This window comes from Nocardia sp. CA-135953, assembly GCF_050955735.1.
Taxonomy (GTDB): Bacteria; Actinomycetota; Actinomycetes; order Mycobacteriales; family Mycobacteriaceae; genus Nocardia.
Window position 1 is genome coordinate 6,739,503 of the sequence record NZ_CP192082.1, and the last position, 24,675, is coordinate 6,764,177.

The 24,675-nt window shown below is 65.7% G+C and carries 22 protein-coding genes and 1 pseudogene; 9 read left to right on the forward strand and 14 right to left on the reverse strand.

Annotated elements, in window-relative coordinates:
- Nucleotides 1–39 precede the first annotated feature (39 nt).
- The 3 genes from dusB (at nt 40) to phoU (ending at nt 4,512) form a co-directional block, all read left to right on the forward strand.
- Nucleotides 40–1,188 carry a tRNA dihydrouridine synthase DusB gene (gene dusB, locus ACQPXH_RS30690; RefSeq protein ID WP_433599921.1) on the forward strand — a complete coding sequence of 383 codons (1,149 nt, stop codon included), beginning with the start codon at nt 40–42 and terminating at the stop codon, nt 1,186–1,188.
- A 222-nt stretch (nt 1,189–1,410) separates the two neighbouring features.
- A complete protein-coding gene (locus ACQPXH_RS30695; protein WP_433599922.1) occupies nt 1,411–3,750 on the forward strand; it encodes an LCP family protein in 2,340 nt (779 codons plus the stop codon).
- Between the two features lie 99 nt (nt 3,751–3,849).
- Nucleotides 3,850–4,512, forward strand: coding sequence for a phosphate signaling complex protein PhoU (phoU, locus tag ACQPXH_RS30700; RefSeq protein WP_433599923.1), 663 nt, complete (start codon nt 3,850–3,852; stop codon nt 4,510–4,512).
- Between the two features lie 208 nt (nt 4,513–4,720).
- On the opposite strand, the gene pstB is transcribed toward phoU, so the two are convergent.
- The 6 genes from pstB to ACQPXH_RS30730 form a co-directional block, all read right to left on the reverse strand.
- Nucleotides 4,721–5,497 carry a phosphate ABC transporter ATP-binding protein PstB gene (gene pstB, locus ACQPXH_RS30705; RefSeq protein ID WP_040686399.1) on the reverse strand — a complete coding sequence of 259 codons (777 nt, stop codon included), beginning with the start codon at nt 5,495–5,497 and terminating at the stop codon, nt 4,721–4,723.
- 14 nt (nt 5,498–5,511) lie between these two features.
- Entirely contained in the window at nt 5,512–6,417 is a 906-nt protein-coding gene (gene pstA, locus ACQPXH_RS30710) for a phosphate ABC transporter permease PstA (protein ID WP_063044451.1), read from the reverse strand.
- Nucleotides 6,417–7,409 (reverse strand): phosphate ABC transporter permease subunit PstC, encoded by a 993-nt coding sequence (gene pstC / locus ACQPXH_RS30715; RefSeq protein ID WP_433599924.1) that lies wholly within the window; start codon nt 7,407–7,409, stop codon nt 6,417–6,419. The genes pstA and pstC overlap by 1 nt, the downstream gene beginning before the upstream one ends.
- Nucleotides 7,410–7,500: 91 nt before the next feature.
- Nucleotides 7,501–8,616 (reverse strand): phosphate ABC transporter substrate-binding protein PstS, encoded by a 1,116-nt coding sequence (pstS, locus tag ACQPXH_RS30720; protein WP_433599925.1) that lies wholly within the window; start codon nt 8,614–8,616, stop codon nt 7,501–7,503.
- 248 nt (nt 8,617–8,864) lie between these two features.
- Nucleotides 8,865–9,776 (reverse strand): mycothiol synthase, encoded by a 912-nt coding sequence (gene mshD / locus ACQPXH_RS30725; protein WP_433599926.1) that lies wholly within the window; start codon nt 9,774–9,776, stop codon nt 8,865–8,867.
- A gap of 139 nt (nt 9,777–9,915) precedes the next feature.
- Complete coding sequence (locus tag ACQPXH_RS30730; RefSeq protein ID WP_433599927.1) at nt 9,916–10,683, reverse strand: winged helix-turn-helix transcriptional regulator; 768 nt, start codon at nt 10,681–10,683, stop codon at nt 9,916–9,918.
- A 183-nt stretch (nt 10,684–10,866) separates the two neighbouring features.
- Here ACQPXH_RS30730 and ACQPXH_RS30735 point away from each other — a divergent pair, with 183 nt between their 5' ends.
- The 6 genes from ACQPXH_RS30735 (at nt 10,867) to ACQPXH_RS30760 (ending at nt 15,131) form a co-directional block, all read left to right on the forward strand.
- Nucleotides 10,867–11,673: an LmeA family phospholipid-binding protein gene (locus tag ACQPXH_RS30735; protein WP_433599928.1), complete on the forward strand. Its 807-nt coding sequence runs from the start codon at nt 10,867–10,869 to the stop codon at nt 11,671–11,673.
- Nucleotides 11,670–12,110 (forward strand): thioredoxin family protein, encoded by a 441-nt coding sequence (locus ACQPXH_RS30740; RefSeq protein ID WP_433599929.1) that lies wholly within the window; start codon nt 11,670–11,672, stop codon nt 12,108–12,110. Before ACQPXH_RS30735 ends, ACQPXH_RS30740 begins: the two co-directional genes overlap by 4 nt.
- Before the next feature lie 402 nt (nt 12,111–12,512).
- Entirely contained in the window at nt 12,513–13,064 is a 552-nt protein-coding gene (locus tag ACQPXH_RS30745; protein ID WP_433599930.1) for a DUF4395 domain-containing protein, read from the forward strand.
- A 31-nt stretch (nt 13,065–13,095) separates the two neighbouring features.
- Nucleotides 13,096–13,929 carry a sulfurtransferase gene (locus ACQPXH_RS30750; RefSeq protein WP_040686391.1) on the forward strand — a complete coding sequence of 278 codons (834 nt, stop codon included), beginning with the start codon at nt 13,096–13,098 and terminating at the stop codon, nt 13,927–13,929.
- A gap of 4 nt (nt 13,930–13,933) precedes the next feature.
- A complete protein-coding gene (locus ACQPXH_RS30755) occupies nt 13,934–14,239 on the forward strand; it encodes a DUF1416 domain-containing protein (RefSeq protein WP_387286318.1) in 306 nt (101 codons plus the stop codon).
- Nucleotides 14,240–14,423: 184 nt separating this feature from the next.
- On the forward strand, nt 14,424–15,131 hold the full coding sequence (locus ACQPXH_RS30760) for an FABP family protein (protein WP_433599931.1): 708 nt from the start codon (nt 14,424–14,426) through the stop codon (nt 15,129–15,131).
- On the opposite strand, the pseudogene ACQPXH_RS30765 reads toward ACQPXH_RS30760, so the two are convergent.
- The 8 genes and pseudogenes from ACQPXH_RS30765 to ACQPXH_RS30800 all read right to left on the reverse strand — a co-directional run.
- Nucleotides 15,128–15,559: pseudogene (locus ACQPXH_RS30765) on the reverse strand (Uma2 family endonuclease); the annotation flags it as partial. The gene ACQPXH_RS30760 and the pseudogene ACQPXH_RS30765 sit on opposite strands and share 4 nt — an antisense overlap.
- A gap of 15 nt (nt 15,560–15,574) precedes the next feature.
- Nucleotides 15,575–15,712: a hypothetical protein gene (locus ACQPXH_RS30770; protein ID WP_433599932.1), complete on the reverse strand. Its 138-nt coding sequence runs from the start codon at nt 15,710–15,712 to the stop codon at nt 15,575–15,577.
- A 123-nt stretch (nt 15,713–15,835) separates the two neighbouring features.
- On the reverse strand, nt 15,836–16,273 hold the full coding sequence (locus ACQPXH_RS30775) for a hypothetical protein (protein ID WP_433599933.1): 438 nt from the start codon (nt 16,271–16,273) through the stop codon (nt 15,836–15,838).
- 291 nt (nt 16,274–16,564) lie between these two features.
- Nucleotides 16,565–18,730 carry an ATP-binding cassette domain-containing protein gene (locus ACQPXH_RS30780; RefSeq protein ID WP_433599934.1) on the reverse strand — a complete coding sequence of 722 codons (2,166 nt, stop codon included), beginning with the start codon at nt 18,728–18,730 and terminating at the stop codon, nt 16,565–16,567.
- Between the two features lie 71 nt (nt 18,731–18,801).
- Nucleotides 18,802–20,808, reverse strand: a complete 2,007-nt coding sequence (locus ACQPXH_RS30785) for an ABC transporter ATP-binding protein/permease (protein ID WP_433599935.1) — start codon at nt 20,806–20,808, stop codon at nt 18,802–18,804.
- A 2-nt stretch (nt 20,809–20,810) separates the two neighbouring features.
- Entirely contained in the window at nt 20,811–21,842 is a 1,032-nt protein-coding gene (gene cydB, locus ACQPXH_RS30790) for a cytochrome d ubiquinol oxidase subunit II (protein WP_433599936.1), read from the reverse strand.
- Between the two features lie 9 nt (nt 21,843–21,851).
- The gene (locus tag ACQPXH_RS30795) at nt 21,852–23,336 is read right to left on the reverse strand and encodes a cytochrome ubiquinol oxidase subunit I (RefSeq protein WP_433599937.1); all 1,485 of its coding nucleotides are present in this window, start codon (nt 23,334–23,336) and stop codon (nt 21,852–21,854) included.
- A gap of 176 nt (nt 23,337–23,512) precedes the next feature.
- Nucleotides 23,513–24,430, reverse strand: coding sequence for an aminodeoxychorismate lyase (locus ACQPXH_RS30800; protein WP_433599938.1), 918 nt, complete (start codon nt 24,428–24,430; stop codon nt 23,513–23,515).
- Nucleotides 24,431–24,675 lie beyond the last annotated feature (245 nt).

Sequence of the window (24,675 nt, forward strand, 5' to 3'; positions counted from 1 at the left end):
CTCGAGGACAACCCAGCCGCTGATGAGACACTGGTGGGCGTGACGATTACTGCCGAAGCCAAGAGCACGCTGCGGATCGGGCCGTATCCGGTCGATCCGGCGGTGGTGCTCGCGCCGATGGCGGGCATCACCAACCTGGCGTTCCGGAAGCTGTGCCGGGAGTTCGGCAGCTCCACGTCGATCTATGTGTGCGAGATGATCACCGCGCGGGCGGTGGTCGAGCGCAATGAGAAAACGCTGCACATGATGTCCTTCGACGAGGACGAGCATCCGCGCTCGATGCAGCTCTACGGTGTGGATCCGGCCACACTCGGCGAGGCCGTGCGGATCATCGTCGGTGAGGGCTGGGCCGATCACATCGATCTCAACCTCGGCTGCCCTGTTCCGAAGGTCACTCGGCTGGGTGGCGGCGCCGCGCTGCCGTACAAGCGCGCGCTGTTCAGCAAGATCGTCAAGGCGATGGTTTCCGGCGCCGAACCGGCCGGTATTCCGGTGACGGTGAAGTTCCGCATCGGCATCGATGACGACCACCTCACCTACTTGGACGCGGGCCGCATTGCCGAGGCCGAGGGCGCGAAGGCCGTCGCACTGCACGCCCGCACCGCCGCACAGCGGTATTCGGGCCAGGCCGACTGGACGAAGATCGCGCGGCTCAAGGAGGCCGTCACAACGATTCCCGTGCTCGGCAACGGCGATATCTTCTCCGCCGCCGACGCGGTGCGCATGATGGACGAAACCGGTTGCGACGGAGTCGTTGTCGGCCGCGGCTGCCTCGGTCGCCCGTGGCTGTTCGCCGAATTGCAGGCGGCGCTGCGCGGCGAAGCACTGCCCGAGGCGCCGGATCTCGGCCGCGTCGGCGAGGTGCTGTACCGGCACGGCGCACTGCTCGCCCAACACCTCGGCGAGGACAAGGCCATGCGCGATCTGCGCAAGCATATGGCCTGGTATCTGATGGGTTTTCCGGTCGGTGCGGACCTGCGCCGCTCCTTCGCGACTGTGTCGAGTCTCACTCAATTGCAGGACCTCATCGGCGAACTCGACCCGACCGCGCCATTCCCCCGCGATGCCGAGGGTCCGCGCGGCCGTCAGGGTTCGCCGGGCAAGGTGGCGCTGCCACACGGCTGGCTAGACGATCCCGACGATCCGGCCGTCCCGGCGGGCGCGGATCTGATGCACAGCGGCGGCTGATCGTTCCGAGCGACCGGCAAGCAACTTATCCGTGCAATCGCACTGTCACGCGATCGTCAAGAACCCTCCGACCAGCACATTTCCAAATGCGCAACATAACCTCGGCCAGTCGATTTCGCACTGGGCTGGCTCGCCGTGGCGGAATCGTTATCATTGGCGGAATCGGTCATGCGGGTCGAAAGCGGCCGAAACGGCAGCGGAGACGAAAAGCGAGGTTCGTTGGTGGGTGACGATCGGCACGGGCAGTCGCCACGGCCCGGAGGTCGCGCCCCGTGGGAGCGCTATCCCACGGCGGATTACACCGAACGCGACGGTGCACGATCGTCCCGGAGAGCCCGACATAACGATCCCGATTCCGGCTCGACACCGCTGACGGTTCAGGACCTGGTCCAGAAGGTCGACAACGAACGCAGCGGGCGCGGACGTCGACCCACGACTCCGGATGCACCGCCCACGCACGCGAACCGGGCGGCCCCGCCGGAGTCCGCCGCACGCCAAGGCGATACCCCGCCGCGTAAATCGAGCGCTCCCTCCGCGCGCCAAGCGGACGCGCCGCCCCGCACCTCGGCCATGCCCGCCGGACGCAATGCCGACGCACCCCGCACATCGGCCACCCCGGCCGGACGCAAGGCCGACGCACCGCCGCGCACATCCGCAATGCCGACTGGACGCAAAGGCGACGCGCCTCGTACGTCGAGCACCCCAGCCGGACGCAAGACCGATGCGTCCCGCACCTCCGGCAACCCGGCTGCACGCAATCCCGACGCACCGCGTACGACGGCCACTCCAGCCGCCAAAGCCGACGCCGCCCGCCGTTCCGGGGCCTCCCCGGTCGTCGACGACATCGCGGGCACCCCGACGACCGCGCGCACCGGGAAACGCCGCGCATCGACGGTTTCCGGAAAAGAGCCGCCGGAGGTCGTCACCGACGTCATCCCCCCGGTCGAGGAGACCCCTCGACCGAAGAAGCGCACCATGGGCTGGCCGACCACCGATCCGGACGACCCGAAGACCGCGGCCGCATCGAGCCGTGTCGGCCTGTCCCGGCTCGCCGCGAGCCGACAGCGCCGCAATAAGCGGCTACGGGTCGCGGGCCGGGCCACCCTGACAATTTGTGCAGTGGTCGCGCTGCTGGTCACCGGCGGCGGCTGGAGCTATCTACGTTCGACCGCCAATGGTTTCACCCAGGTCTCCGCGCTCGACGACCATCCGGAAGACGTGGTCGACTCCGGCGCGCAGCTCGGCGACGAGAACTATCTGCTCGTCGGCACCGACACCCGCGCGGGTGTCAACGGACAGGTGGGTGCAGGCACCCTGGACGATGCCGAGGGCTCCCGCGCCGACACCGTCATGCTGGTGAACATCCCCAAGAACCGTTCGCGCGTCGTGGTGGTCTCGTTCCCACGCGACCTCGATGTCACCCGTCCGCAGTGCAACGGCTGGGACAACGACAAGGCCGTCTACACCAACGATGTGTTCCCCTCGGCCATGGGCGACAAGCTCAATGCCGTGTACGCGCTCGCCGGACCGAAGTGTCTGGTCAATGTGATCCGCAAGATGACGGGTCTGAGCATCGGACACTTCATCGGCATCGACTTCGCCGGATTCGAGGCGATGGTCGATCAGGTCGGCGGCGTCGATGTCTGCACGCCCAAGCCGATCGTCGACGGCGTCCTCGGTACCGTCCTGGAAAATTCCGGCCACCAGCACATCAACGGCGAGACCGCACTCAACTATGTGCGCGCCAGGCACGTCTACGGCGAGGAACGCAGCGACTACGACCGGATCAACCGGCAGCAGCGCTTTCTGGCCTCGCTGCTGCGCGGCGCACTGTCGAGCCGGGTGCTCTTCGATCCCGGCAAGTTGAACGGCTTCATCTCCGCATTCACCAGCCACACCTTCGTCGACAAGGTGCAACCGACCGACCTGCTGACCCTGGGTCGCTCGCTGCAGAAGGTCGACGCGGGCGCGGTCACCTTCCTGACCATCCCGACTGCGGGCACCACCTCCTACGGCAACGAGATCCCGCGCGATTCGGATATCAAGGCGATCTTCCGCGCCATCATCGATGACCAGCCGCTGCCCGGCGAGAAGAAGTCGACCCCGGCTCCCGGTTCGATCCCATCGGCCCAGCCTGCGCCGCCGAAGCTGACCGCAGTGGATCCGAGCTCGGTATCGCTGCTGGTCTCCAATGGGTCGGAGACGGCAGGCGCGGCCAACAAGGCGGCGATCAAGCTCGGCAATCAGGGCTTCCAGATCTACAACACCGGCAATTACTCCGGCGGCAATTCCGAGGTGGCCACCAAGGTGCGCTTCGGGCCCGGTCACGAGGCCGAGGCGGCCACGGTGGCCAGTTCCCTGCCTGGAGCGACGATGGAGCAGTCGAATAGTCTCGGTGGCATTGTCGAGGTTGTGATCGGCGCCGATAATCCGACCATTCGCACTCCAACGCCGGTCGGCGATCCGATCTCGAACGTCTCGGTCACCGTGGCGAGCGCGGAACCGGTCACACTGCCCTCGGACCTGGAGCACGTCAACGCCGCCGACGAAACCTGCAAGTAGTGCCGCCGCAGGCTGGGCAACGCCCTCGCTAACGTTCGGCACCACCCATTAACCCAGAGTTGGTGACGAGGTCAGCACCTGGCACTAGTGTTTCTTCTCATGCGTGTCATCTACAACGAGCAAATGGCCGACCTTGCCCACCTGCTGGGCGAGATGGCCGGTCTGGCGGGTTCGGCGATGGAACGGGCCACCCAGTCGCTGCTCCAGGCCGATCTCACTCTGGCTGAGTCGGTGATCGGCGAGGGCGACCGGATCGCCGAAATGATCACCGGCGCCGAGGAGAAGTCGTTTGCCCTGCTTGCGCTGCAGGCACCGGTGGCGGGTGATCTGCGGCAGGTAGTGAGCGCGATCCAGATCGTCCAGGACGTCAACCGGATGGGCGCGCTGGCGCTGCACGTCGCCAAGGTGACCCGGCGCCGCCACCCCAACCACGCCCTGCCCGAGGCGGTGAACGGCTACTTCGCGGAGATGGGCCGCGTCGCGGTGAGTATGGGTGAGGGCGCCAAGGAGGTGCTCGAGTCCCGTGATCCGGAGCGCGCCGCGCAGCTCAACGAGGACGACGAGGCGATGGACGATCTGCACCGTCACCTGTTCACGTTGCTGATGGATCGCGACTGGAAATACGGCGTCGCCGCTGCCGTCGATGTGACACTGCTCGGCCGCTACTACGAGCGCTTCGCCGACCACGCCGTGGAGATCGGCCGCCGGGTGATCTTCCTGGTCACCGGTGAACTGCCGCCGGACCCCGACATCGAGCTGTGAATTTCAAAAGGCCCGCGTTCTACGCGGGCTCTTCCGCCTCCCCGCGCCTTTAGGTGCCAGACTCAGGCGCCCTAGTGACATTTGCGGCTGGCGGAACGAGCGGATCGAGTTGGCCCGTCCCCGGTGAGTTACCCCATGTACTCAGAAATCAGCTGGACCGGCTGAACGTAAAATGGCCCGCACCAAGTGCGGGCCATTTACTTGTGCCTTATCCGAAGCGACCGGAGATGTAATCCTCCGTCGCCTTCTGGCCCGGGTTGGAGAAGATCTTCTCGGTATCGTCGATCTCGATCAGCTTGCCCGGCTTGCCCTGAGCCTCCAGGTTGAAGAAGCCGGTCTGGTCACTCACGCGCGCGGCCTGCTGCATATTGTGCGTGACGATGACGATGGTGAATTCCTTCTTCAGCTCGGTGATCAGGTCCTCGATCGCCAGGGTGGAGATCGGGTCCAGCGCCGAACACGGCTCGTCCATCAGCAGCACATCGGGCGATACCGCGATGGCGCGCGCGATGCACAGACGCTGCTGCTGACCACCGGAGAGGCCGCCGCCCGGCTTGTCCAGCCGGTCCTTGACCTCGTTCCACAGGTTGGCGCCCCGCAACGAACGCTCGGCGACCTCGTCGAGCTCCTTCTTGTTGCGCACACCCTGCAGCTTCAGTCCGGCCACCACATTGTCGCGAATCGACATGGTGGGGAACGGATTCGGGCGTTGGAACACCATGCCGATGGTGCGGCGCACGCCGACCGGGTCGACGGTGGAGCCGTAGATGTCCTCGCCGTCGAGGAGCACCGCGCCCTCGACGCGGGCATTCGGGGTCACCTCGTGCATCCGGTTGAGCGAACGCAGCACGGTGGACTTACCGCAACCCGACGGGCCGATGAAGGCGGTCACGCTGCGCGGCAGTACCGACAGCTTGACATCGGCAACCGCATGGAATTTGCCGTAGTAGATATTCAGGTCTTTGACGTCGATCCGCTTGGCCATTTTTCCGTTCGCTTCTATCGGTTCCGCGTGAGCAGCTTGTTGACGACCGCGGCCGCCGCGTACAACAGGGCGATCAACAGGATCAGCGTCAACGCCGCGCCCCACACCCGGGCTCGGCCGGCCGGTTCCGGGTTCGCCAACTCTTGGTAGATCAGCAGCGGCAACGACGCCATATTGCCGTCGAACAGGTTGGTATTGATCGACTTGCTGTAGCCGACCAGCACCAGCACCGGCGCCGTCTCACCCATGACACGGGCGAGCGAGAGCAGGATGCCGCTGATCATGCCGGGCGCCGCGGTCGGCACCACGATCCGAACGATGGTCTTCCACTTGGGAATTCCGAGCGCGTAGGACGCCTCGCGCAGCTCGTCCGGAACCAGCTTCAGCATTTCCTCGGTGCTGCGAATCACCACCGGAAGCATGAGCAGTACGAGCGCCAGCGATACCGCCAGCGAACTCTGCGGGAAACCGAAGGTCGCGATCCACAGCGCGAAGATGAACAGCGCCGCGACGATCGACGGGACACCCGCGAGGATGTCGACCATGAAGGTGGTGACCTTGGCCAGCACGCCACGCCCGTATTCGACCAGGTAAACCGCGGCCATGATGCCGAGCGGAACCGCCAGGATCGCGGCGACGACGGTCTGCACGATGGTGCCGTAGATCGCGTGGTACACACCGCCACCGGTCTGGTCCGGCAGGATGCCCTTCTGCGATTTCTGCCACCAGTCCGGCGAGACGACGGACTCGAGGCCCTTCGAAACCACCATGAACAGCACCCAGATCAGCGGCACGAGCGCGATGGCGAAGCAGGCCCAGACCACTCCGGTCGCGATGTTGTTCTTGAGGCGGCGGGCCGCGCTCACATGCCGGAAGGTGGGCGCCTTGACCGGCTTGTCGAGAGTCGTCGTGGTGGTCATTACCCGTTCACCCTTCCACCGGACACGAGCCGCGCCAGCGCATTGACGATGAAGGTCAGCGCGAACAGCACGAAGCCGGCCGCGATGTAGGCGCCGGTCGGCAGTGGCTGACTGAATTCCGATGCGGCGGCGGCGATTTTGGAGGCGAAGGTGTAGCCGCCGTCGAACAGCGACCAGTGACCGGCCTGTGCCGAGGTGCGCAGGATCACCAATACGGCGATCGTCTCACCGAGCGCGCGACCGAGGCCGAGCATGGAACCGGCGATCACACCGCTGCGGCCGTAGGGCAGCACCGTCATCCGGACCATCTCCCATTTGGTCGCGCCGAGCGCCTGCGCGGCCTCGATATGCGACAGGGGTGTCAGGTTGAAGACTTCGCGGGAAACCGAAGTGATGATCGGCAGGATCATCACCGCCAGTACCACGCCGGCGGTGAAGATCGTGCCGCCACCGGAGATCGACACGTTGCCGTCGGAGAACAGGAAGAACCAGCCGAGGTTCTTGTTCAGGAAGGTCTCGACGGGTTCGAGTTTCGGCGCGAGCACCAGGAAGCCCCAGAGACCGAACACGATGGACGGCACCGCCGCGAGCAGATCGACGAGCATCGCGAACGGACGTGCCATCGGCTTCGGCGAATAGTGGGTCAGGAACAGTGCGATGCCCACACCGATGGGCACCGCTATCACCAGCGCGAGTATCGAGCTCAACACCGTGACCATCAGCAGGTCCCGGATGCCGAACCGCAGGTGGTCGGCGTTGGTGGTGTTGAACTCGCTGGTGGTGAAGAAGTTCGCCTCGTTCGCCATGATCGAGGGCCAAGCCCGGATCAATAGGAATAGGGCGATCAGTGCGATGGCCGCCACGACCGTGGCACCTGCTGCGGTGGCAAGCGACCGGAAGACGACCTCGGCCCCTTGGTTGTGGCCTTTCCTGGCCGGTGTTGCGGCCGGACCTTTCGGCGAGTCCGGTTCGGTGCTCGGTTCACTCGACATAGGGGCAGTATCTCCAGCCGCCAGCGGACCAGTCGAGTCCGACTGGTCCGCGGCGGACACCTCAGGGTGCACGGTCATGGCGTGGCGGCTATCAGTTGACGGCGTTGATCGCGGTGGTCAGCTTGGTCTTGAACTTGTCCGGGATCGCGACGTAGCCCGCGGTGTCCAGACCCTTCTGGCCGTTGTTGACGGCCGAGGTCAGGAATGCCTTGACCGCCTTGGACGTATCGGCGTCGGCGTACTTCGAGCAGACGATCTCGTAGGTCGGCAGGATGATCGGGTACGCACCGGCCGCGGTCGGCTTGTAGAACGACGAGGTGTCGAGCACCAGGTCGTTGCCCTCGCCCTTGATCTTCACGCTGTCGACGGCCTTGGCCGCGGACTCCGGGGTGAGCTTGACCGGATCCTTGGAGGCCGAGGTGACGACCTGCGCGATGGACAGGTTCTGCGCCTTGGCGAAGGACCACTCGTTGTAGGTGATCGAGTTCTTGGTGCTCTTGATGGCGGCCGAGGTGCCCTCGTTGCCCTTGGCACCCTCACCGACACCGCCGTTGAAGGTCTTGCCCGCACCCTTGCCCCACGCGCCGTCGGAGGCGGCGTCCAGGTAGAGCTGGAAGTTGTCGGTGGTGCCCGACTCGTCGCTGCGGAAGATCACCGAGATCTTGTCCGAGGGCAGCTTGGCGGTCGGGTTCAGCGCCTTGATCTCCGGGGCGTCCCAGGTGGCGACGGTGCCGTTGAACACCTTGGCGGCGGTCGGGCCGTCGAGCACCAGATCGCTCACACCGTCGATGTTGTAGGTGATGGCGATCGGACCGAAGACGGTCGGCAGGTTCCACGCCGGGGCACCGCAGCGCTCCTGCGCCTTGGCCGGCTCACCCTTCGAGGCGCTCAGCGGCGAGTCGGAACCGGCGAAATCGGTCTGGCCGCCGAGGAATTCGTTCACGCCGGCGCCGGAACCGCTGGAGGTGTAGTTCAGCGTGGAGCCGCTGCAGTTGGCCTCGTAGGCGGCGACAAAGCGGTCCATGGCGTTCTTCTGAGCCGAGGAACCGCTGGACTTGAGGGCCTTCTTACCACCACAGGCGACATCGACCTTGGCGGTGGAATCGCCGTTGGACGAGGTGCTGTTGTCATCGCTGCCACAGGCGGCCAGGGGCATGGCGACGGCGGCCAGCACACCGATCAGGGCGCTGCTGCGCTTGAAGTTCACTTATTCCTCCGGGAATCGCGTGCGACACGCCCGGTCCCTCACCGGCCCGGGCGGGTTTCGTGGTGCCGTTCGCGGGGAACTTGCGCACCAGGCGGCAACGGTGCCGCCCTTATGTAACGTAAGGTCGCTCGGTTGACATTTGGACCAGGCTGAGTGAACGGAGGGTGAACAGCCCGGCGCTAATGGTCCCGTCACGTGTGACATTTGCCCCGGTGTTACTCGAGCAACCCCGGCGAGCCGCCTGTTATTCAGTCAGCGGCCGAATACGCGACATCGATATGTGACGCGGCGAAGCCGAGCCGCGTGTAGGTGTGTACGGCTGCGGTGTTGTCGGCCTCGGTATAGAGCAGAACCTCCGGCAGATCGCGTTCGCGCAGGTAGCGCAGGCCCGCGAGGGTGAGCAGGCGGCCGAGTCCCCTGCCCTGTGCAGCCGGGTCGATGGCGACTACATAGACCTCGCCGACAGGTGGGTTCTCCTCGTAATGCACCTTGGTCCAGTGGAATCCGAGGATGCGGTCCGGATCGGCCCGATCCACCGCGATGAACAGCCCCTTCGGGTCGAACCAGGACTCGTCGCGGCGGACGGCGATATCCCGCTCGGTCCAGCCGCCCTGTTCTGGATGCCAGGCGAAGGCGGCGTTATTGACACGCAACAGTTCGGCATCGTCGGCGGCGCCTTCGTAGGTCCGCAGCGCGGTGCCTTCCGGAACGACCAATTCCGGTAGCTCCGGCGTTGCCAGCGACCGCCGCATCTGCCACAACTCCCGTGCGACGCGCAGTCCGAGCCGGGCCGCGAGCGCCTGGGCGGCGGGCCGATTTCCGTGCGCCCAGACCCGAGTACCCGATCCCCCTTTTGTCAGCGCGGCCGAGACCAATTCCGCACCGATGCCACGGCCGCGCGCAGCCGGATCGACGGCGACCTCGGCCATTGCGGGGTGTTCGCCATGTGCGGCAACGAGATTCGCGTAACCGGCGACGACGCCCTCGCGCAGCGCCACCAGATGTTCGGCCCCGGAATCGGTCGCGAGGAGCGAGAGGACGGCTTGTTCGGAGACCGGCGCGACACCGTCTTCGGCACTCGTCCGCACGAGCAGTTCACGCACCGCCCGCGCCGTGTCGGCGCCGAGTTCCGTGCCCCACCGCAGCGTCATCTCACCCATGAGCGTCTCCCTCGTCGATCCCGTCATCGCGACGAACGCGCGAATACCGCGCACCATTCCATCCGCTCGAGATCAGGTGGAACTGGTGGCGGCGACTTCTCGACGAATGCCGCCATCGATTCCACCTGATCTCGAGCGGCTACGGGACGGATCCGTTGACGGTGACGGATGGGGAGTCGTCGGTGCCTTCGGCGGATTCGTCGTCGGGGAAGGTGACGTGGTCGCCCTTGGTGCTGTTGCGCGCGGGGCGGACGGCCTTGTAGCCGACATTGCGGACGGTGCCGATCAACGATTCGTATTCGCTGCCGAGCTTGGCGCGCAGGCGTCGCACGTGCACATCGACCGTGCGGGTGCCGCCGAAGAAGTCGTAGCCCCAGACCTCCTGCAGCAACTGGGCCCGGGTGAAGACCCGGCCCGCGTGCTGCGCGAGGTATTTGAGGAGTTCGAATTCCTTATAGGTGAGATCCAGCGGGCGACCGCGCAGCCGAGCGGTATAGGTGCCCTCATCTATCACCAGCTCGCCGAGGGTGATCTTGCCGGTGTTCTCCGGGCTCGCGACACCGCCGTTGCGGCCGACCAGTAGGCGCAACCGGGCGTCGAGCTCGGCCGGTCCGGTGCCGGGCAGCAGAATGTCGTCCAGACCCCAGTCGGCATTGACGGCGACCAGCCCGCCCTCGGTCAGCACGGCGACCACCGGAACCGACGAACCGGTGCTGCCGAGCAGTCGGCACAGGCCACGGGCCGCGGCCAGGTCGGTGCGCGCATCGACCAGCGCGACATCCGCGGTCCCCGCCTCGAGCAGGGACGCCACCTCGGTCGGCGCCGGGCGCACATTGTGCGCCAGCAGCGACAACGCGGGCAGAACCGACTCGGGGTTGGGGTCGGAGGTCAGCAGGAGCAGCTCCACAAGCCCTCCTCCCATCTAGTAGCTCCGGACATAAGCCACACCGCCGGGGCCACGTCGCTTGATCACAGGTAATCGGTGCAAGATTAGCGCGTGAACGCCGATGACCTCGCCATCCGGGGTTAGTGTGGCACCTCGACGCAGACGTGCGATACCCGAAACGCACCGCCAAGTAGTGTTGCCCGCATGCGCAAGCTGATCATCGGGCTGCTGTGCCTCGCGGCATTGGCGGTAGTCGTCGATTTCGGCGCCGCCGCCTACTCCGAGTATCGCGTGTCACGTGCCCTGCGTGTCGGCGCCGACCTCACCGCGGACCCCGACGTGGTCATCTATGGGTTCCCCTTTCTCACCCAGGCCCTCGACGGCCGATACCAGACCGTCGACATCCGCGCGCGCGTCATGCGACCCGATATCCCCGGCGAAATCTCGGTCGGCGCGACGCTGACCGGAGCCCACCTCTCCCTCGGCGACCTCACCGACGGGAACGTGCGCGCGGTGCCGGTGGATCGGGTCGAGGGGCAGATGCGGCTCGAGCCGACCGAACTCGGCAAGCTGTTCAAAATCCCGGACCTGCAAGTACATTCGGCGCCAGGGAACAAATCCGACGGAACCGGCGGATCGGGCGGGTCCGGTATGACCACCGGCGGACAGCTCCTGCTCACCGGCACCATGCCGGGCAAGACGCCGAGCAAGCCGGGCGCACCGCTCGGCGGTGACAATGTGAGTGTGACCGCAGACCTCGTGGTCGACGGCGATCAGGTGAAGATCATCGCGACCAGCATCTACCGTGGTACGGGTGATGCCACGACAACCGCGGTCGTCACCGACACCGAGCGCCCCAAGGTGCTCGAGCAATTCACCCGGACAATCGATACGAACGAACTGCCGTTCGGGCTACGGCCGACGAAGGTCTCCGCACAGGGCGGCCAGATCGTCATCGAGGCCAAGGCCGAGAACGTGACCATCGACCTGGACAGATTGCGGCGACCATGATTGAAATCACAATTCTGCTGGTGGTGGTGGTTGCCGCAGCGGCGATCGGAGTGGTGCTGCAGCGCCGCGACGGCAAGCTGCGCGAGAGCGACACCGAGGCACAGGACGAATCGGCGCGCACCGGTCTGCTGGCAGCGGTCGGTGCCGACAACTCGGGCCCGGCGGTACTGCACTTCTCCGCCGACTGGTGCGGACCGTGCGACGCGGTTCGTCGCGTGGTCGCCGGGGTGACCGAGGAATTGTCCGGATCGCCGCGCCCGCCGCTGGATATCGAGGTCGATATCGATTCCGAGCCCGCGCTGGCCAAAGAGCTGAACGTGCTCTCGCTGCCGACCACCTTCGTCTTCGATATCGAAGGGCGGGAACGCTTCCGGATCTCCGGGGTCCCCAAGTCCGCGGACCTGCGTACCGCACTCGAGCCGCTGACCGTGGGATAACTCTTCCGGTGAGTCACCCCTGAGGGTGGAAAAACCGGGCGTGACACGGGTTGATAGCAACTGTGACGAACCCCGGGTCCAATTCTCCGCCAGAACCAGGTAAACTCCTCTGCGTGCAAGCCAACCACGAGCTGATGCTCACCCGACGACGCACAGTTGATCTGTGTCGCCTCGGTGGTTGTTGCTGCCTGTGTGGCTGAGCGGTCGGCTCCGTCAGAAGTCCTGATGCCGACCTGCGTCCGTCGTGCGAGTGATCTTTGATCCCCCGGCGAACTGGCAGTTTTCCCGCCAACAGCGAAATTCAGCGCAGGAGTACGCACAATGTCCACAAATTCCCGAAACACAGCCGTTGAGAACGGAATTCCCACCCCGCGGCGCTTCCTCGGCCCCGGAGGCGGCAGCTTGCGTAACCACGCAGGGAGCGCCGTAAATCCGGCTCGAGTCGATGTGCGCGGGCCACGCTTCGCCGCGTGGGTCACCACCGGTGTCCTCGTTCTCGTCCTGCTCGCGGCAGCCGTTTCGACGCCGGTCGCCGCGGTGCTCATCGCCGCACAGGCGGTGGTCTTCGCGATCGGCGCGGCCTACGGGCCCCGTCGGCACCCATACGGCCGGATCTTCGCCGCGTTCGTAGCACCGCGCGTGGGTCCGACCCTCGAAACCGAACCGGTGGCACCGCTGCGGTTCGCCCAATTACTCGGCCTGGTCTTCAGTGCCGTCAGCCTGCTGGGTTTCCTGGTCGGCTCCACCGTCGTCGGCGCGGTGTTCGCCGGCTTCGCCCTGTTCGCGGCGTTCTTGAATGCGGCGTTCGGGATCTGCCTGGGTTGCCAGATCTATCCGCTGGTCGCCCGACTCCGCCGGGCAGGGCCGGTGGGCGGTGTTCGCGGGCCCTCCGTGGTCACGCAAGCTACCGCCTCCGGGCCTGACGCGAACACCGCTGGGTCCCCGGCGAACTGACACTGCAAGTCACCACCCCGAAAGGAACAACATGGCTCGCTCCGATGTCCTGGTCTCCGTTGACTGGGCCGAAGAGAACCTCAACGCCCCCGGCGTCGTCTTCGTCGAGGTCGATGAGGACACCTCCGCCTACGACGGCGGCCACATCGAGGGTGCCGTTCGGCTCGACTGGAAGAAGGACCTGCAGGATCAGGTTCGTCGCGACTTCGTGAACCAGGAGCAGTTCTCCGATCTGCTCTCGGCGCGCGGCATCGGGAACGATGACGAGGTCGTGCTCTACGGCGGCAACAACAACTGGTTCGCCGCATACGCCTACTGGTACTTCAAGCTGTACGGCCACAACAACGTCAAGCTGCTCGACGGCGGCCGCAAGAAGTGGGAGCTCGACGGTCGTCCGCTGTCCCGCGACGCCGTGAACCGCCCGGCCACCCAGTACAAGGCCGCCGCCCCCGATCTGACCATCCGCGCGTTCCGCGACGAGGTCATCGCCGCCATCGGCGCCAAGAACCTGGTCGACGTGCGCTCCCCTGACGAGTTCTCCGGCAAGATCCTGGCGCCTGCGCACCTGCCGCAGGAGCAGAGCCAGCGTCCCGGCCACATCCCGGGCGCCATCAACGTGCCGTGGAGCAAGGCCGCGAACGAGGACGGCACCTTCAAGTCCGACGCCGAGCTGACCGAGATCTACGGCGAGGCCGGACTGGACGGATCCAAGGACACCATCGCGTACTGCCGCATCGGTGAGCGTTCCTCGCACACCTGGTTCGTGCTGCAGGAGCTGCTGGGTCACCAGAATGTCAAGAACTACGACGGCAGCTGGACCGAATACGGCTCGCTCGTCGGTGCACCGATCGAATTGGGAGAGTAATCACATGTGCGCAGCACCTACCCAGGGACAGGCCATTCCGGCCGGAGTCGATGTCGAGAAGGAAACGGTTATCACCGGCCGTGTTCTGAGCACCGACGGCCAGCCCGTCGGCGGCGCGTTCGTGCGTCTGCTCGACGGCAACGGTGACTTCACCGCCGAGGTCGTGGCCTCGGGCACCGGTGATTTCCGCTTCTTCGCGGCGCCGGGCGCGTGGACCGTGCGGGCGTTGTCCTCCTCGGGCAACGGCTCGGCCGAGGTTCGTCCGGAAGGCGCGGGCATCCACCCCGTGGATGTGGCAGTCGCCAAGTAAGTAATGCCACCGACGGCCCCGTCGTTTCCCCGGTAGCTGGGAAGCAACGGGGCCGTCGTGCTGGGCGGGACGCAACTCGTTAGACTCCAGTTGTGGTCCTCTTCTTCGAGATTCTGTTGGTGGCCGTGGCCGTTCTGATCGGCTGGTTCGGCCTGTACGTCTTCTACCGGTTGTTCACCGAATCATGAGTGAACTCGCGAGCGAAGGTTCCAACCCGGCCGAGCGAGCGAGTGAACAACTGAACGGCAACGGCCCGGCCGAGTCGGCGCCGCGCCGCAGTGGCGACGAGGCCGTGGCCGAGGCCGCCGAGCGGGCGAAACGGACTGGTGCGCGCAATATTCCGGTGCTGCCGGATCTGCCGCTGCCCGAGGACACCGCAAATCTGCGGCTCGGTCCGGATCTGAGTTCGTCGATGCTCGCGCTGCTGCCGATGGTCGGTGTGTGGCGCGGTGAGGGCGAGGGCAACGATCCCGCTCGCGGCGACTACCGCTTCGGCCAGCAGATCATCGTCTCCCACGACGGTGGCGATTACCTGGCCTGGGACTCACGTTCCTGGGTCATCGAATCCGACGGCTCCTACGGCGGACCGGACCTGCGCGAGAGCGGCTTCTGGCGCGTCGGCATCGACGGTGACGACGAGGTCATCGAACTGCTGTTGACCCACAGCACCGGCATCGTCGAACTCTTCTACGGCACCGCACTGACCCAGTCCTCCTGGGAATTGGCCACCGATGTCGTCATCCGCAGCCAATCCGGCATCGTCGTCGGCGGAGCCAAACGCCTGTACGGCATTGTCGAGGGCGGTGATCTCGCCTACGTCGAGGAGCGCGTCGTGGCCGACGGTCCCCTAGAACCCCGCCTTTCGGCCCGTTTGCAGCGCTACATCGGTTAACCGCGCCGCCCGATCGATGTCAAGTCGATGTCGATCGAGAAGGGGACGCTGATTTTCAGACGGTCGTGGAAGATGCCGACCGAGCCGTAAGTCCTTGTGCCGGGGTCGAGTTCGTAGCCATAGACGACAGCGTCCACTTCCCGCCGCTCGATTCGCCAGTAATGTGGAATCCCGGCCTTGGCGTATTTGCCTGGCTTGGTCTCGCGGTCGCGCTCCTCGGAGTCCGGGACCACGGCCTCCACAGCGAGGACGAGGTCCTCGGCGAAGTAATACGTCGACGGGTCCTCACGGACGAATGCCTCTGCGGTAACGACAAGAACGTCCGGCTCCGGCATCTGACGCTTGCCGAGCCGCACCGCGATCTCTCGATCAGCCCGCAAGTGCGGCGGGGCCTGCATATCCAGTTCTCTCAGGAAAAGTGAGATGACTCGACTGTGCCACTTTTACTGCGGACTCACGAAGATCAGACTCCCGTCGATCAGTTCGGTGTGCTCAGGAAGACCACGCAGCTCCAAGAAGTCCTCGACGGTGAAACCACCAGCAGGTGGGATCACCCAGTCAGGCAACGGCTCAACGGTCATTGCCCCAGCGTAGCGCCCGGTGGGGTGGCATCTAACCGGAAAGCGACGGCCCCATCCGTTAGGTACGCGGGCCCCTCTGTATCGGCTGCACCGGGTGTGCGGCTAGGACCAGAGTGCGGCGAATCAGGTTGGGTGCCAGGTGACGAGGAGTTCGTCGGCGAGGGTTTCGACGGCGAGTTTGGATCCGTTCACCTCGAGGACGGCGGCGCGGAGGCGGTCGTCGTGCAGGCGGGATTCGGAGACGGCGGCGATGTGGGAGCCGATCAGGTGTGAGTACGGGGGTTCGGAGCCGACGTCGAAGGCGGTGTATTTGCCGGATTCGGCGACGTATTCGATGTATTCGGGTTCGGTGAGGCCGGCGAAAGGGTCGCGCCACGGGGTCGATGCGACGAGGAGTTCCTCGCCGTCGGTTCCGGCGTCCAGCAGCAGCACCGAATCGTCGTCGAAGGTCAATTCGATGGGGCCTTCGGTGCGGTCGACATCACTGCCCTGTACGTAGAACATGCGGCGAACCGCCCTGATGCGGCGCCCAACCACTGCCGCGAGACCCTCCGATGGCATCGGCTACCCCTCGTGTCGAACCCGGTCGCCGGACTCTACCGTCCGAGAGAATTGTGCCGAAAAAGGAACGGCCCCCGAGCCATACCCCGCAGGCGGTGAAGCCTGCACGGGTCCCGGTCGGACCAGACCGGTAGCTCGGGGGCCGGGTGGCTGCCTGGAATTCGCTCAGCGCTCGCGCGCACGGAAATCCGTTGCAGCGGTGGCGCTAGCGGACAGCCACCTCACGAGTCCTATGAACATACATTCTTCGAACCACCTCCTTCCTTGTGTACAAACGAATCTAGTCAGCGGTCAGTGCGTCGGCAACGGAATTTCGCGGGGCGCTGAACCGGTGCGCTCCTCGACTCCTCCAGTGGTCGTGACCTGGCCTGATCCGTCGAATCGCAGCACCGCTTCGGCGCGGTGATCAGATGGCAGCTGATGTGTGACGACGACCACAGTTCGGTCGGGCTCGACCAGGCCGCTGCCGATATCGAGTAGCTCGCGCAACAGTCGCGCGCCCGCCTCGGCTTCGAGATGTTCGGTCGGCTCGTCGAGCAGCAGCACCCGCGCGGGCGAAATGAGCGCTCGGGCGAGCAGAATCCGCCGCCGCTGCCCGCCCGAAACCGCGGCCGCACCTGCGACCAGCTCCGTGTGCACACCATCCGGCAGCGATTCCAGCCAATCCCCGAGACCGACCGCGCACAAAGCGTTCTCGGCCGCTTCGGCCGTGAGATCCCCCCGCGCGACCCGCAGGTTCTCGAGTACCGAGGTGCCGAAGATGTGCGCATCCTCGGCAAAGAACGTCACGCCGGGCACGGGCGTACCGAACAGGCCCGCCCACGCCATGAGCAATGTGGTCTTGCCCGCGCCGCTCGGTCCGACGACGGCAATCCGCTTTCCTACCGGACGCTCGGGGAGGTTGCCCGGCAATCGATTTCGTGCGTCGCGGAGATCCGTATCGGCATCGAGGCGATCGGATACGCGCGGTACGCCATCCGGCGACGAGGCAGCGACGCCGGACCGATCGGCCTCGACTCGGCCGGTCGCACTGCCCGGCAACATGTCTCGCGCATTGCGAGTATCCGGGTCGGTATGCGGGCGATCCAATGTGCGCAGGACACCGTCCGACGGCGCAACGCCGTGCCAGCTGTCCTCGGCTCGGCCGGTCGCATTGTCCGGCAACATGTCTCGCGCATTGCCAGTATCCGGGTCAGTATGCGGGCCATCCAATGTGCGCAGGACACCGTCCGACGGCGCAACGCCGTGCCAGCTGTCCTCGGCTCGGCCGGTCGCATTGTCCGGCAAATGGTCTCGTATCGACCCACTGCGGTGTTCGGTGAATGCGCGGGCGGATTGCTGCGCGGTGCTCTCTGCCAGGGGGAGGCGATGCAGGGCCGCGCGGGCGGTGGTGAGGGCTTGGGCAGCGGCGGGGAGTGGGGCGACTGCTTCGAAGGCCGAGAGGGGGAGCAGGACCAAGATGGTGAGCGCCATGGGGGTCATGGCGAGCGGGGCGGTGCCATAGATCGCGATGCCGATCAGGAGGGCGCCGAGGACGCTGGCGCCGATCGAGAGTGGCGTCGCCGCGGCGGCCCAGGCGCTGCGTGCGGCCGCGGAGTCCTCGGCGGCGACCGCACGTTGTCCGGCGCGGTCGGCGGCCGCCAGCGCGGCATCCAGCTTGCCCGCGACCCGGAGTTCGGCCGCGTGGTCGAGGACCGTGAGCGCCTGCGCGGTGAATTCGGCACGGTCGGCGCGCACCGCGCGTTCGGACTCGCGAGCGGCCCACCCCGAGAGCCACGGTGCGACGATTCCGGCAATGCCGAGCGATACCGCCAGAATGGCCGCCGCCACAATCGAAATGGAGGCCATGAGTCCGATAGCGGCCAGCGCCAGCACAATCGCGACCGCGATCGGCACGAACACACGGACGACAACCGCACCGAGATCGTCGATATCGCTGCCGATTCGAACCAGGAGATCCCCGCGCCGCAGCGACGCAGCACCATCCGCGCCTGCCGAATCCGTTGCGGCGATCGAGACATCCCGGTCGCGGCTACGACTGAAGCCGGTCGCGCCGTCGCGGCCGGGCCGACGAACCGCCCCGGGAAGCTGCTCGGCACGCAAACCGTCACCGCCGCGGGCCGACCCCCCTGAACTGCCACCGCGCATATCCCGCCGCATCCAGACGTCGGATTGAGCGAGGGTCCGGTAAACGGTTGTCCGAGCGGTCGTCATCGCACGCAGCGCGACATCGTGGGTCGCAAGACGTTCCAGGTATCGGCACAGCCCACGGGATATACCGAGCGCCCGTACCGCGACAACGGCAACGCTCAGATCGAGCACCGGAGGCATCTCCCAGGCGCGCGCGATCAACCACGCCGCCAATGCCGCCAGCCCGAGCCCGCTGCCCAGTGCCGACACACCCAACCCGATCGCAACGGCAACCCGCCACGGCGACAACTCGAGCAGCACCCACATGCGCCGCAGGTCCGCTATTACTCCACGGCGACGCGCCGTTGTCCTCGGCACCGAAGTGTCTCTCGCACGGTTCATGAGACGACTGCCTGTGCGGTGGAGTGGACAGGGATTATGTGATCGGCGGCGGCGAGGACGGTTGGGCGGTGGGCTATGACGATTACGGTTGCGCCGGTGCGGGCTCGCTGCTGCAGGGCGGTGAGGACGGTGGCCTCGGCGGCGGGATCCAGGTGCGCGGTCGGTTCGTCCAACAGCAGGATAGGGCGGTCGGCGGCCAGCACTCTGGTGAGGGCGAGGCGTTGGCGCTGGCCGAGGGAGAGTCCGATGCCACCTGTGCCGACGATCGTGTTCCATCCGTCGGGGAGTTCGTCGAGTACTGCGTCGAATCCCGTTGCGATGCAAGCGGCTTCGAGTTCGTCGAGCACGCGGGCCGCCCCCTTGGCCGTGGTGTCGGGTGTGCGCGCACCGAGTAATTCGAGATTCTCACGCAGTGTTCCCGGGACCAGGACCGGACGTTGCGGCAACCAGGCGAGGCGCGACCACCAAGTCTCCTGATCCAGCGCGCGTACGTCGGTGCCGTCGACCTCCACCGAGCCGGACTCCGGTGCGATCAAACCCAGGATTGCTTGCAGCGCAGTCGATTTCCCACTCCCGTTGGGACCGGTGAACACTGTCACCGAACCCGGCCGCAACACCGCCGTCAGCCCGGCGGGCGCAAACCCGTCCCTGGCGCGTACCGAGAGATCGCATATCGCGATGAGGCCCGAGCCATCTCTGCCGACTTCATCTCTCATCTCGGCCGGATTGCCACTCGACACCGCTGAATCGAGTTCGCTGGTATCCCTGCCGTCGTCCCCGCTCTCCGAAGCACCCTCGCCGCCGATAACCTCATGAGGGGAGCCGACGGCGGCCACGGGATCAACACCATTCGTGCTCGAAACCGGCCTCACAGCACCGGCGCGCCTGGGCGCAGCCGACCGAACAACGCCCGCTCCGCCAACCGCAGCATCAGCCCCAATAGTTCCGGAAACCGACCGGACAGCGCCCGCGTCCCCACCATCCGCTCGACCATCGGCACCCGATTCGGGCTGAACCTGCGCAGACGGCTCGAGAACAGCAAAGGCCTTGTCCGCGGCCGCCATTCCATCCTGCGCCGCATGGAACCGCTCCCCCACCATCCGCAGCGGCAGATACACCTCCGGTGCGAGAATCAACGCCACCAGCCCGGCGTAGAGACTCATCTCCCCGTATACGAGCCGCAGACCGATGGACACCGCGATCAACGCGACGCTCAGCGTGGCAAGCATCTCGAGCACCATCGACGACAGGAACGCGATCCGAAGCGCACGCATAGTGCGCTGCCGCAACGCATCCCCGAGCGCACGCACCCGGTGTTCCATCGAACCCGTCCGCCCCGCGCTACCCTCCCGCCCCAACGCCCGCAATGTCGGCATCCCGGCGAAGAGATCGAGCAGTTGATCCGACAGCCGTGTGGTCGCGACGAGGGTAGCCTCCGCTCGGCCCTGCGTGAGCAGACCGATGAGCACCATGAACACCGGAATCAACGGCAGCGTGACCACGGCGATGAGGCCGGCGACCGGATCGTGAAACCCGATGACCACCAAGACAATCGGCGGCACCAGGCAAGCAAGGAGCAACGCGGGCAGATACCCGGTGAGATACGCCCGCAGACCGGTCAGCCCGGTACTCGCGACAACCGCCAATTCGGTTCGCCGAGTTTCGAGTTCGCGCGGCGGCAGCTGAGCACCGGCGGTAAGCACCGCGGTTTCCAGTTCCGCGACCACCGCGGCCCCCGCCCGATGTGCGATCCGCGACTGGACCCAGGTGGCGAGCACCCGACAGCCGATGGCGGCCACGAGCACCACCAACTCGAATGTCCACGCCCCGAAGCTGCGCCGACCGGGATCGGTGACGACCCCCGCCAGCACCTTTGCCAGGGCGACCGCCGTGACCACGATCGAACCCGTGATCACCACGGACAGCGCCACACTCAGCACCAGATAGCGACGGGCCGAGCGCGCGTACTTCCACAACCGGGGGTCGACGGGTGGGCGAGCCATGATCAGTCCTTGACGGCTTCCAACGGCAGGCCGATCGGCGCGGGAATCTGCTCGACCGTAATCCGTTTGCGGAATACCCAGTACGTCCAACCCTGGTAGCCCAGCACAACGGGCGTGACGACCACGGCGGCCCAGCTCATCACCTTCAGCGTGTACGGCGTCGAGGAGGCGTTGTCGATGGTCAGGTTGAACATGTCGCTGATGGTGGACGGCAGCACATTCGGATACAGCGACCCGAACAGCAGCACCGTGGCCGCCGCGGTGGTGACCGCCGTGCCGACGAACGCCCACCCGTCGCGGTCGGCGAAACTCGCCGTGCCCGCCAGCAACAGCCCGATTACCGCCAGCGCCAACGGAATCCAGGTCCATCCGGTTCCGTAGGCCAACTGCGTCCACACCCCGAAAACACCGACCACGATCGCGGTCGGTGCCAGCAACAACCGCACCGTCTTCACCGCATCGTCGCGCACCTCGCCGCCGGTCTTCAGTGCCAGGAAGACCGCACCGTGCAGCGCGAACAGCAATCCGGTCGTGAGTCCGCCGAGCAAAGCGTACGGCCCGAGCAAATCCCACACCGAGCCCGCGATGTGCTTCTTCTCGTTCAGCGGCACCCCGCGCACCACGTTGGCGAATATCCAACCCCATGCCAGTGCCGGTACCCAGGAACCGATTCCGATTGCGGCATCGCACCAGGCCCGCCACCGCGCATCGTCGATCTTGCTGCGATATTCGATGGCGCAGACCCGCACGATCAGTGCGATCAGCACGAGCAGCAATGCGATGTAGAAACCGGAGAACAGGCTCGCGTACCACTCCGGAAAGGCGGCGAACATCGCACCGGCCGCAGTGATCAACCACACCTCGTTGCCGTCCCACACCGGCCCGATCGTATTGAGCACCACCCGCCTTCGGGTATCGCTGCCCTTGCCGAGGATCGGCATCAGCATGCCGACCCCGAAGTCGAAGCCCTCCAGCACGAAGTAGCCGGTGAACAACACGCCGATCAGCAGAAACCAGAACTGTTGCAGATTCATCGTCGGCTCCTAATAGGCGAACGAAAGCTGTTCGACGGCAGGTTCTTCGGCCTCATGACGACCGCCCGTATCGTCTGGTCCACCGGTCGGAATCTTCGCGGGCTCGGGTCCCGCGACCGTGTAGCGCCGCATCAGGTAGAACCACACCACCGCGAGCGCGCCGTACAGCACGGTGAACACCACGAGCGAGGTGATAACGGTGCCCGCGACGTGGTCGGAGACGCCCTGCTGAACCATCAGCCGCAGGCTCTGGTCACCGGTCGGGTTCGGCGCGACAACCCATGGCTGCCTACCCATTTCGGTGAAGACCCAGCCCGCGCTATTGGCCAGGAACGGAGTCGGGATGGCGATCAGGCACAGCCACGAGTACCAGCGCTTATCGGTGATCCGGCCACCGCGGGTCAGCCAGAGGCCGACCAACCAGAGCAGGATCGCACCGGCCGAAAGGCCGATCATGGCGCGGAAGGACCAGTAGGTGACGAACAGATTGGGCCGGTAGTCGCCGGGCCCGAATTTCGCGTTGTACGCGTGCTGCAGATCGGAGACACCGTCCAAGGTGACGTCGCTGAACTTGCCCTTGGCCAAATACGGCAACACATAGGGCACCTCGAGCACGTGCGTCACGCTGTCGCAGTTGTTGTGTGTGCCGATGGTCAGCACCGAGAAGTCCGGATCGGTTGCGGTATTGCACAGCGATTCCGCCGAAGCCATTTTCATCGGCTGCTGTTCGAACATCAGCTTGCCCTGCACATCACCGGTGAAGAACAGCGCGACACCGGCGATGACGATCACCCACAGGCCGCCGCGTCCGCCGGTGCGCCACATCGTTCGCGCCTCAGCGACTTTGGTCTCGTCACCGCTGCGCGCATTGCGCACCATCCACCAACCGCAGATGCCGACCACGAAAGTTCCCGAGGTCAGGAATGCTCCGGCCACCACATGCGGAAATGCCGCCAGCGTCGTGTTATTGGTGAGCACCGTCCAGATGCTGGTGAGTTCGGCGCGCCCGCGCTCCGGGTTGTATCTAGCGCCGACCGGATGCTGCATGAACGAATTGGCTGCGACGATGAAGTACGCGGAGGCATTCACCCCGATCGCGACGAACCAAATCGTCGCCAGGTGCACGATTTTCGGCAGCCGGGTCCAACCGAAGATCCACAGGCCGAGGAAGGTCGATTCGAGGAAGAATGCGACGAGCGCCTCCAGCGCGAGCGGTGCGCCGAAGACGTCACCGATGAAGCGGGAGTATTCACTCCAGTTCATGCCGAACTGGAATTCCTGCACGATGCCGGTCGCGACACCGAGTGCGAAATTGATCAGGAATAGCTTCCCGAAGAATTTGGTCAGCCGGTACCAGTGCTCTTTGCCGGTGATCACCCAAGCGGTCTGCATACCCGCCACCAGCGGGGCCAGACCGATCGTCAGCGGTACGAAAATGAAGTGATAGACGGTCGTGATGCCGAACTGCCAACGCGATAAGTCCAGGACGCTCAAAACCGACCTCCCGCCGATCTACGACATTACGTAGTAAGAGTACGCCCGGAAACGGGTCCATCAAGGAGTCGTACGCCACGACACACCGGCGCAACCGACCCCCGACGTCCTATTTTCCGAGCTCGCCGAGTACTCCTACACGCTGTAGTAGGACGAAGATCACGGGCCCGGCGAACTCACCAATCGCCGATGGCCCCGGCCCGCTCCACTCCTCGATCCACCAATTCGATGATTTCGGCCGCATTGTCCGGCGCCATCATCCGCAATCCGTCCAGTGAATTCACCCTCGCGGCGAGCGTGATGCTCGACATCAGCCAAATGCTGTCGCAGGTCAACAGGTCAGCGGTGAACAACGAGTCGTAGCTGCACTTCCACCCGGCCTTCTCGGCCTCGGCGAACAGCGCACGCTGGGTAACCCCCGGCAGTACGCCGTTCTTCGCGGGCGGGGTGATCAACTGCTTGTCGCGCACGATCACCACCGACGAGCGCGGCCCCTCCAGCACCCGGTTCTCGGTACTGGTGAAGATCACGTCATCGGCGCCCATCCGCTGCGCGAACCGCAGCGCCGCCATATTGGTGGCATAGGAGAGCGTCTTCGCACCCAGCAGCTGCCACGGCGCGGCCTGCGCCAGATCGACCGAGATCCCACGCGATAGCGACACCACCGCGACACCATCGGTGCGCGCCTTCTGCACCCGCTCCGGCACCGGCAGCACCAGCACATAGGAAGTCGGCACCGGCACCGCGGTCGCGAGATCGCCCGAGGTGACGCTGGACGGAGCCGACAGCTCGGTATCGCGCCCACGGGTGAGGACCAGCCGCATCAGGCCCTCACGGTCGGTCCCCCATTCCTTCGTCGCCGTCTCGACCGCGTCTCGCCATTTCCCCAGTTCGGGCTCGGGTAGATCGAGCGCCTGCGCCGAACGACGCAGTCGGCCTAGATGAAATTCGATCGCGCACGCGTCACCGGCACGAACCAAAACCGACTCGAAGACACCGTCACCGCGCAGTACGCCGATGTCGTCGGCAAACAACAACGGCGCGTCCGGATCCTGGACGGCGCCGTCGAGTGTTACAAGAACTCGATCCACCATGGGTCGAGCGTAGGCGCTGTTCGTTGACCGCGCTGAGGACTGTGTAGGATTTGCGGCGCCTGCGGCGCCGCGTGTTCGCGGCTCTGTTTCCGGCCGCGTGGCCGCAGCGTGTTCGCGGGCACCCGATGTCTCGCGTCCGACATTTCGAGCGACCTGGAAGTAGTCGCTAGCGGCGCCGTCGAGACTCGCGACTACGTCGCATGCGCTTCGACGACTCGGACGCGAGACGGGCCGCGAACTCCTCG

Bases quoted from the DNA above. Each gene is read 5' to 3' on its own strand.
- ACQPXH_RS30755 (WP_387286318.1), top strand. From the start codon at position 13,934: ATGTGCGCAGCACCTACCCAGGGACAGGCCATTCCGGCCGGAGTCGAT.
- mshD (WP_433599926.1), bottom strand. From the start codon at position 9,776: ATGGGTGAGATGACGCTGCGGTGGGGCACGGAACTCGGCGCCGACACG.
- ACQPXH_RS30785 (WP_433599935.1), bottom strand. From the start codon at position 20,808: ATGGCTCGCCCACCCGTCGACCCCCGGTTGTGGAAGTACGCGCGCTCG.
- ACQPXH_RS30750 (WP_040686391.1), top strand. From the start codon at position 13,096: ATGGCTCGCTCCGATGTCCTGGTCTCCGTTGACTGGGCCGAAGAGAAC.
- ACQPXH_RS30770 (WP_433599932.1), bottom strand. From the start codon at position 15,712: ATGACCGTTGAGCCGTTGCCTGACTGGGTGATCCCACCTGCTGGTGGT.
- ACQPXH_RS30780 (WP_433599934.1), bottom strand. From the start codon at position 18,730: ATGTGGGTGCTGCTCGAGTTGTCGCCGTGGCGGGTTGCCGTTGCGATC.
- pstB (WP_040686399.1), bottom strand. From the start codon at position 5,497: ATGGCCAAGCGGATCGACGTCAAAGACCTGAATATCTACTACGGCAAA.
- cydB (WP_433599936.1), bottom strand. From the start codon at position 21,842: ATGAATCTGCAACAGTTCTGGTTTCTGCTGATCGGCGTGTTGTTCACC.
- ACQPXH_RS30760 (WP_433599931.1), top strand. From the start codon at position 14,424: ATGAGTGAACTCGCGAGCGAAGGTTCCAACCCGGCCGAGCGAGCGAGT.
- ACQPXH_RS30775 (WP_433599933.1), bottom strand. From the start codon at position 16,273: ATGCCATCGGAGGGTCTCGCGGCAGTGGTTGGGCGCCGCATCAGGGCG.
- ACQPXH_RS30735 (WP_433599928.1), top strand. From the start codon at position 10,867: ATGCGCAAGCTGATCATCGGGCTGCTGTGCCTCGCGGCATTGGCGGTA.
- ACQPXH_RS30800 (WP_433599938.1), bottom strand. From the start codon at position 24,430: ATGGTGGATCGAGTTCTTGTAACACTCGACGGCGCCGTCCAGGATCCG.
- ACQPXH_RS30740 (WP_433599929.1), top strand. From the start codon at position 11,670: ATGATTGAAATCACAATTCTGCTGGTGGTGGTGGTTGCCGCAGCGGCG.
- phoU (WP_433599923.1), top strand. From the start codon at position 3,850: ATGCGTGTCATCTACAACGAGCAAATGGCCGACCTTGCCCACCTGCTG.
- pstA (WP_063044451.1), bottom strand. From the start codon at position 6,417: ATGACCACCACGACGACTCTCGACAAGCCGGTCAAGGCGCCCACCTTC.
- pstC (WP_433599924.1), bottom strand. From the start codon at position 7,409: ATGTCGAGTGAACCGAGCACCGAACCGGACTCGCCGAAAGGTCCGGCC.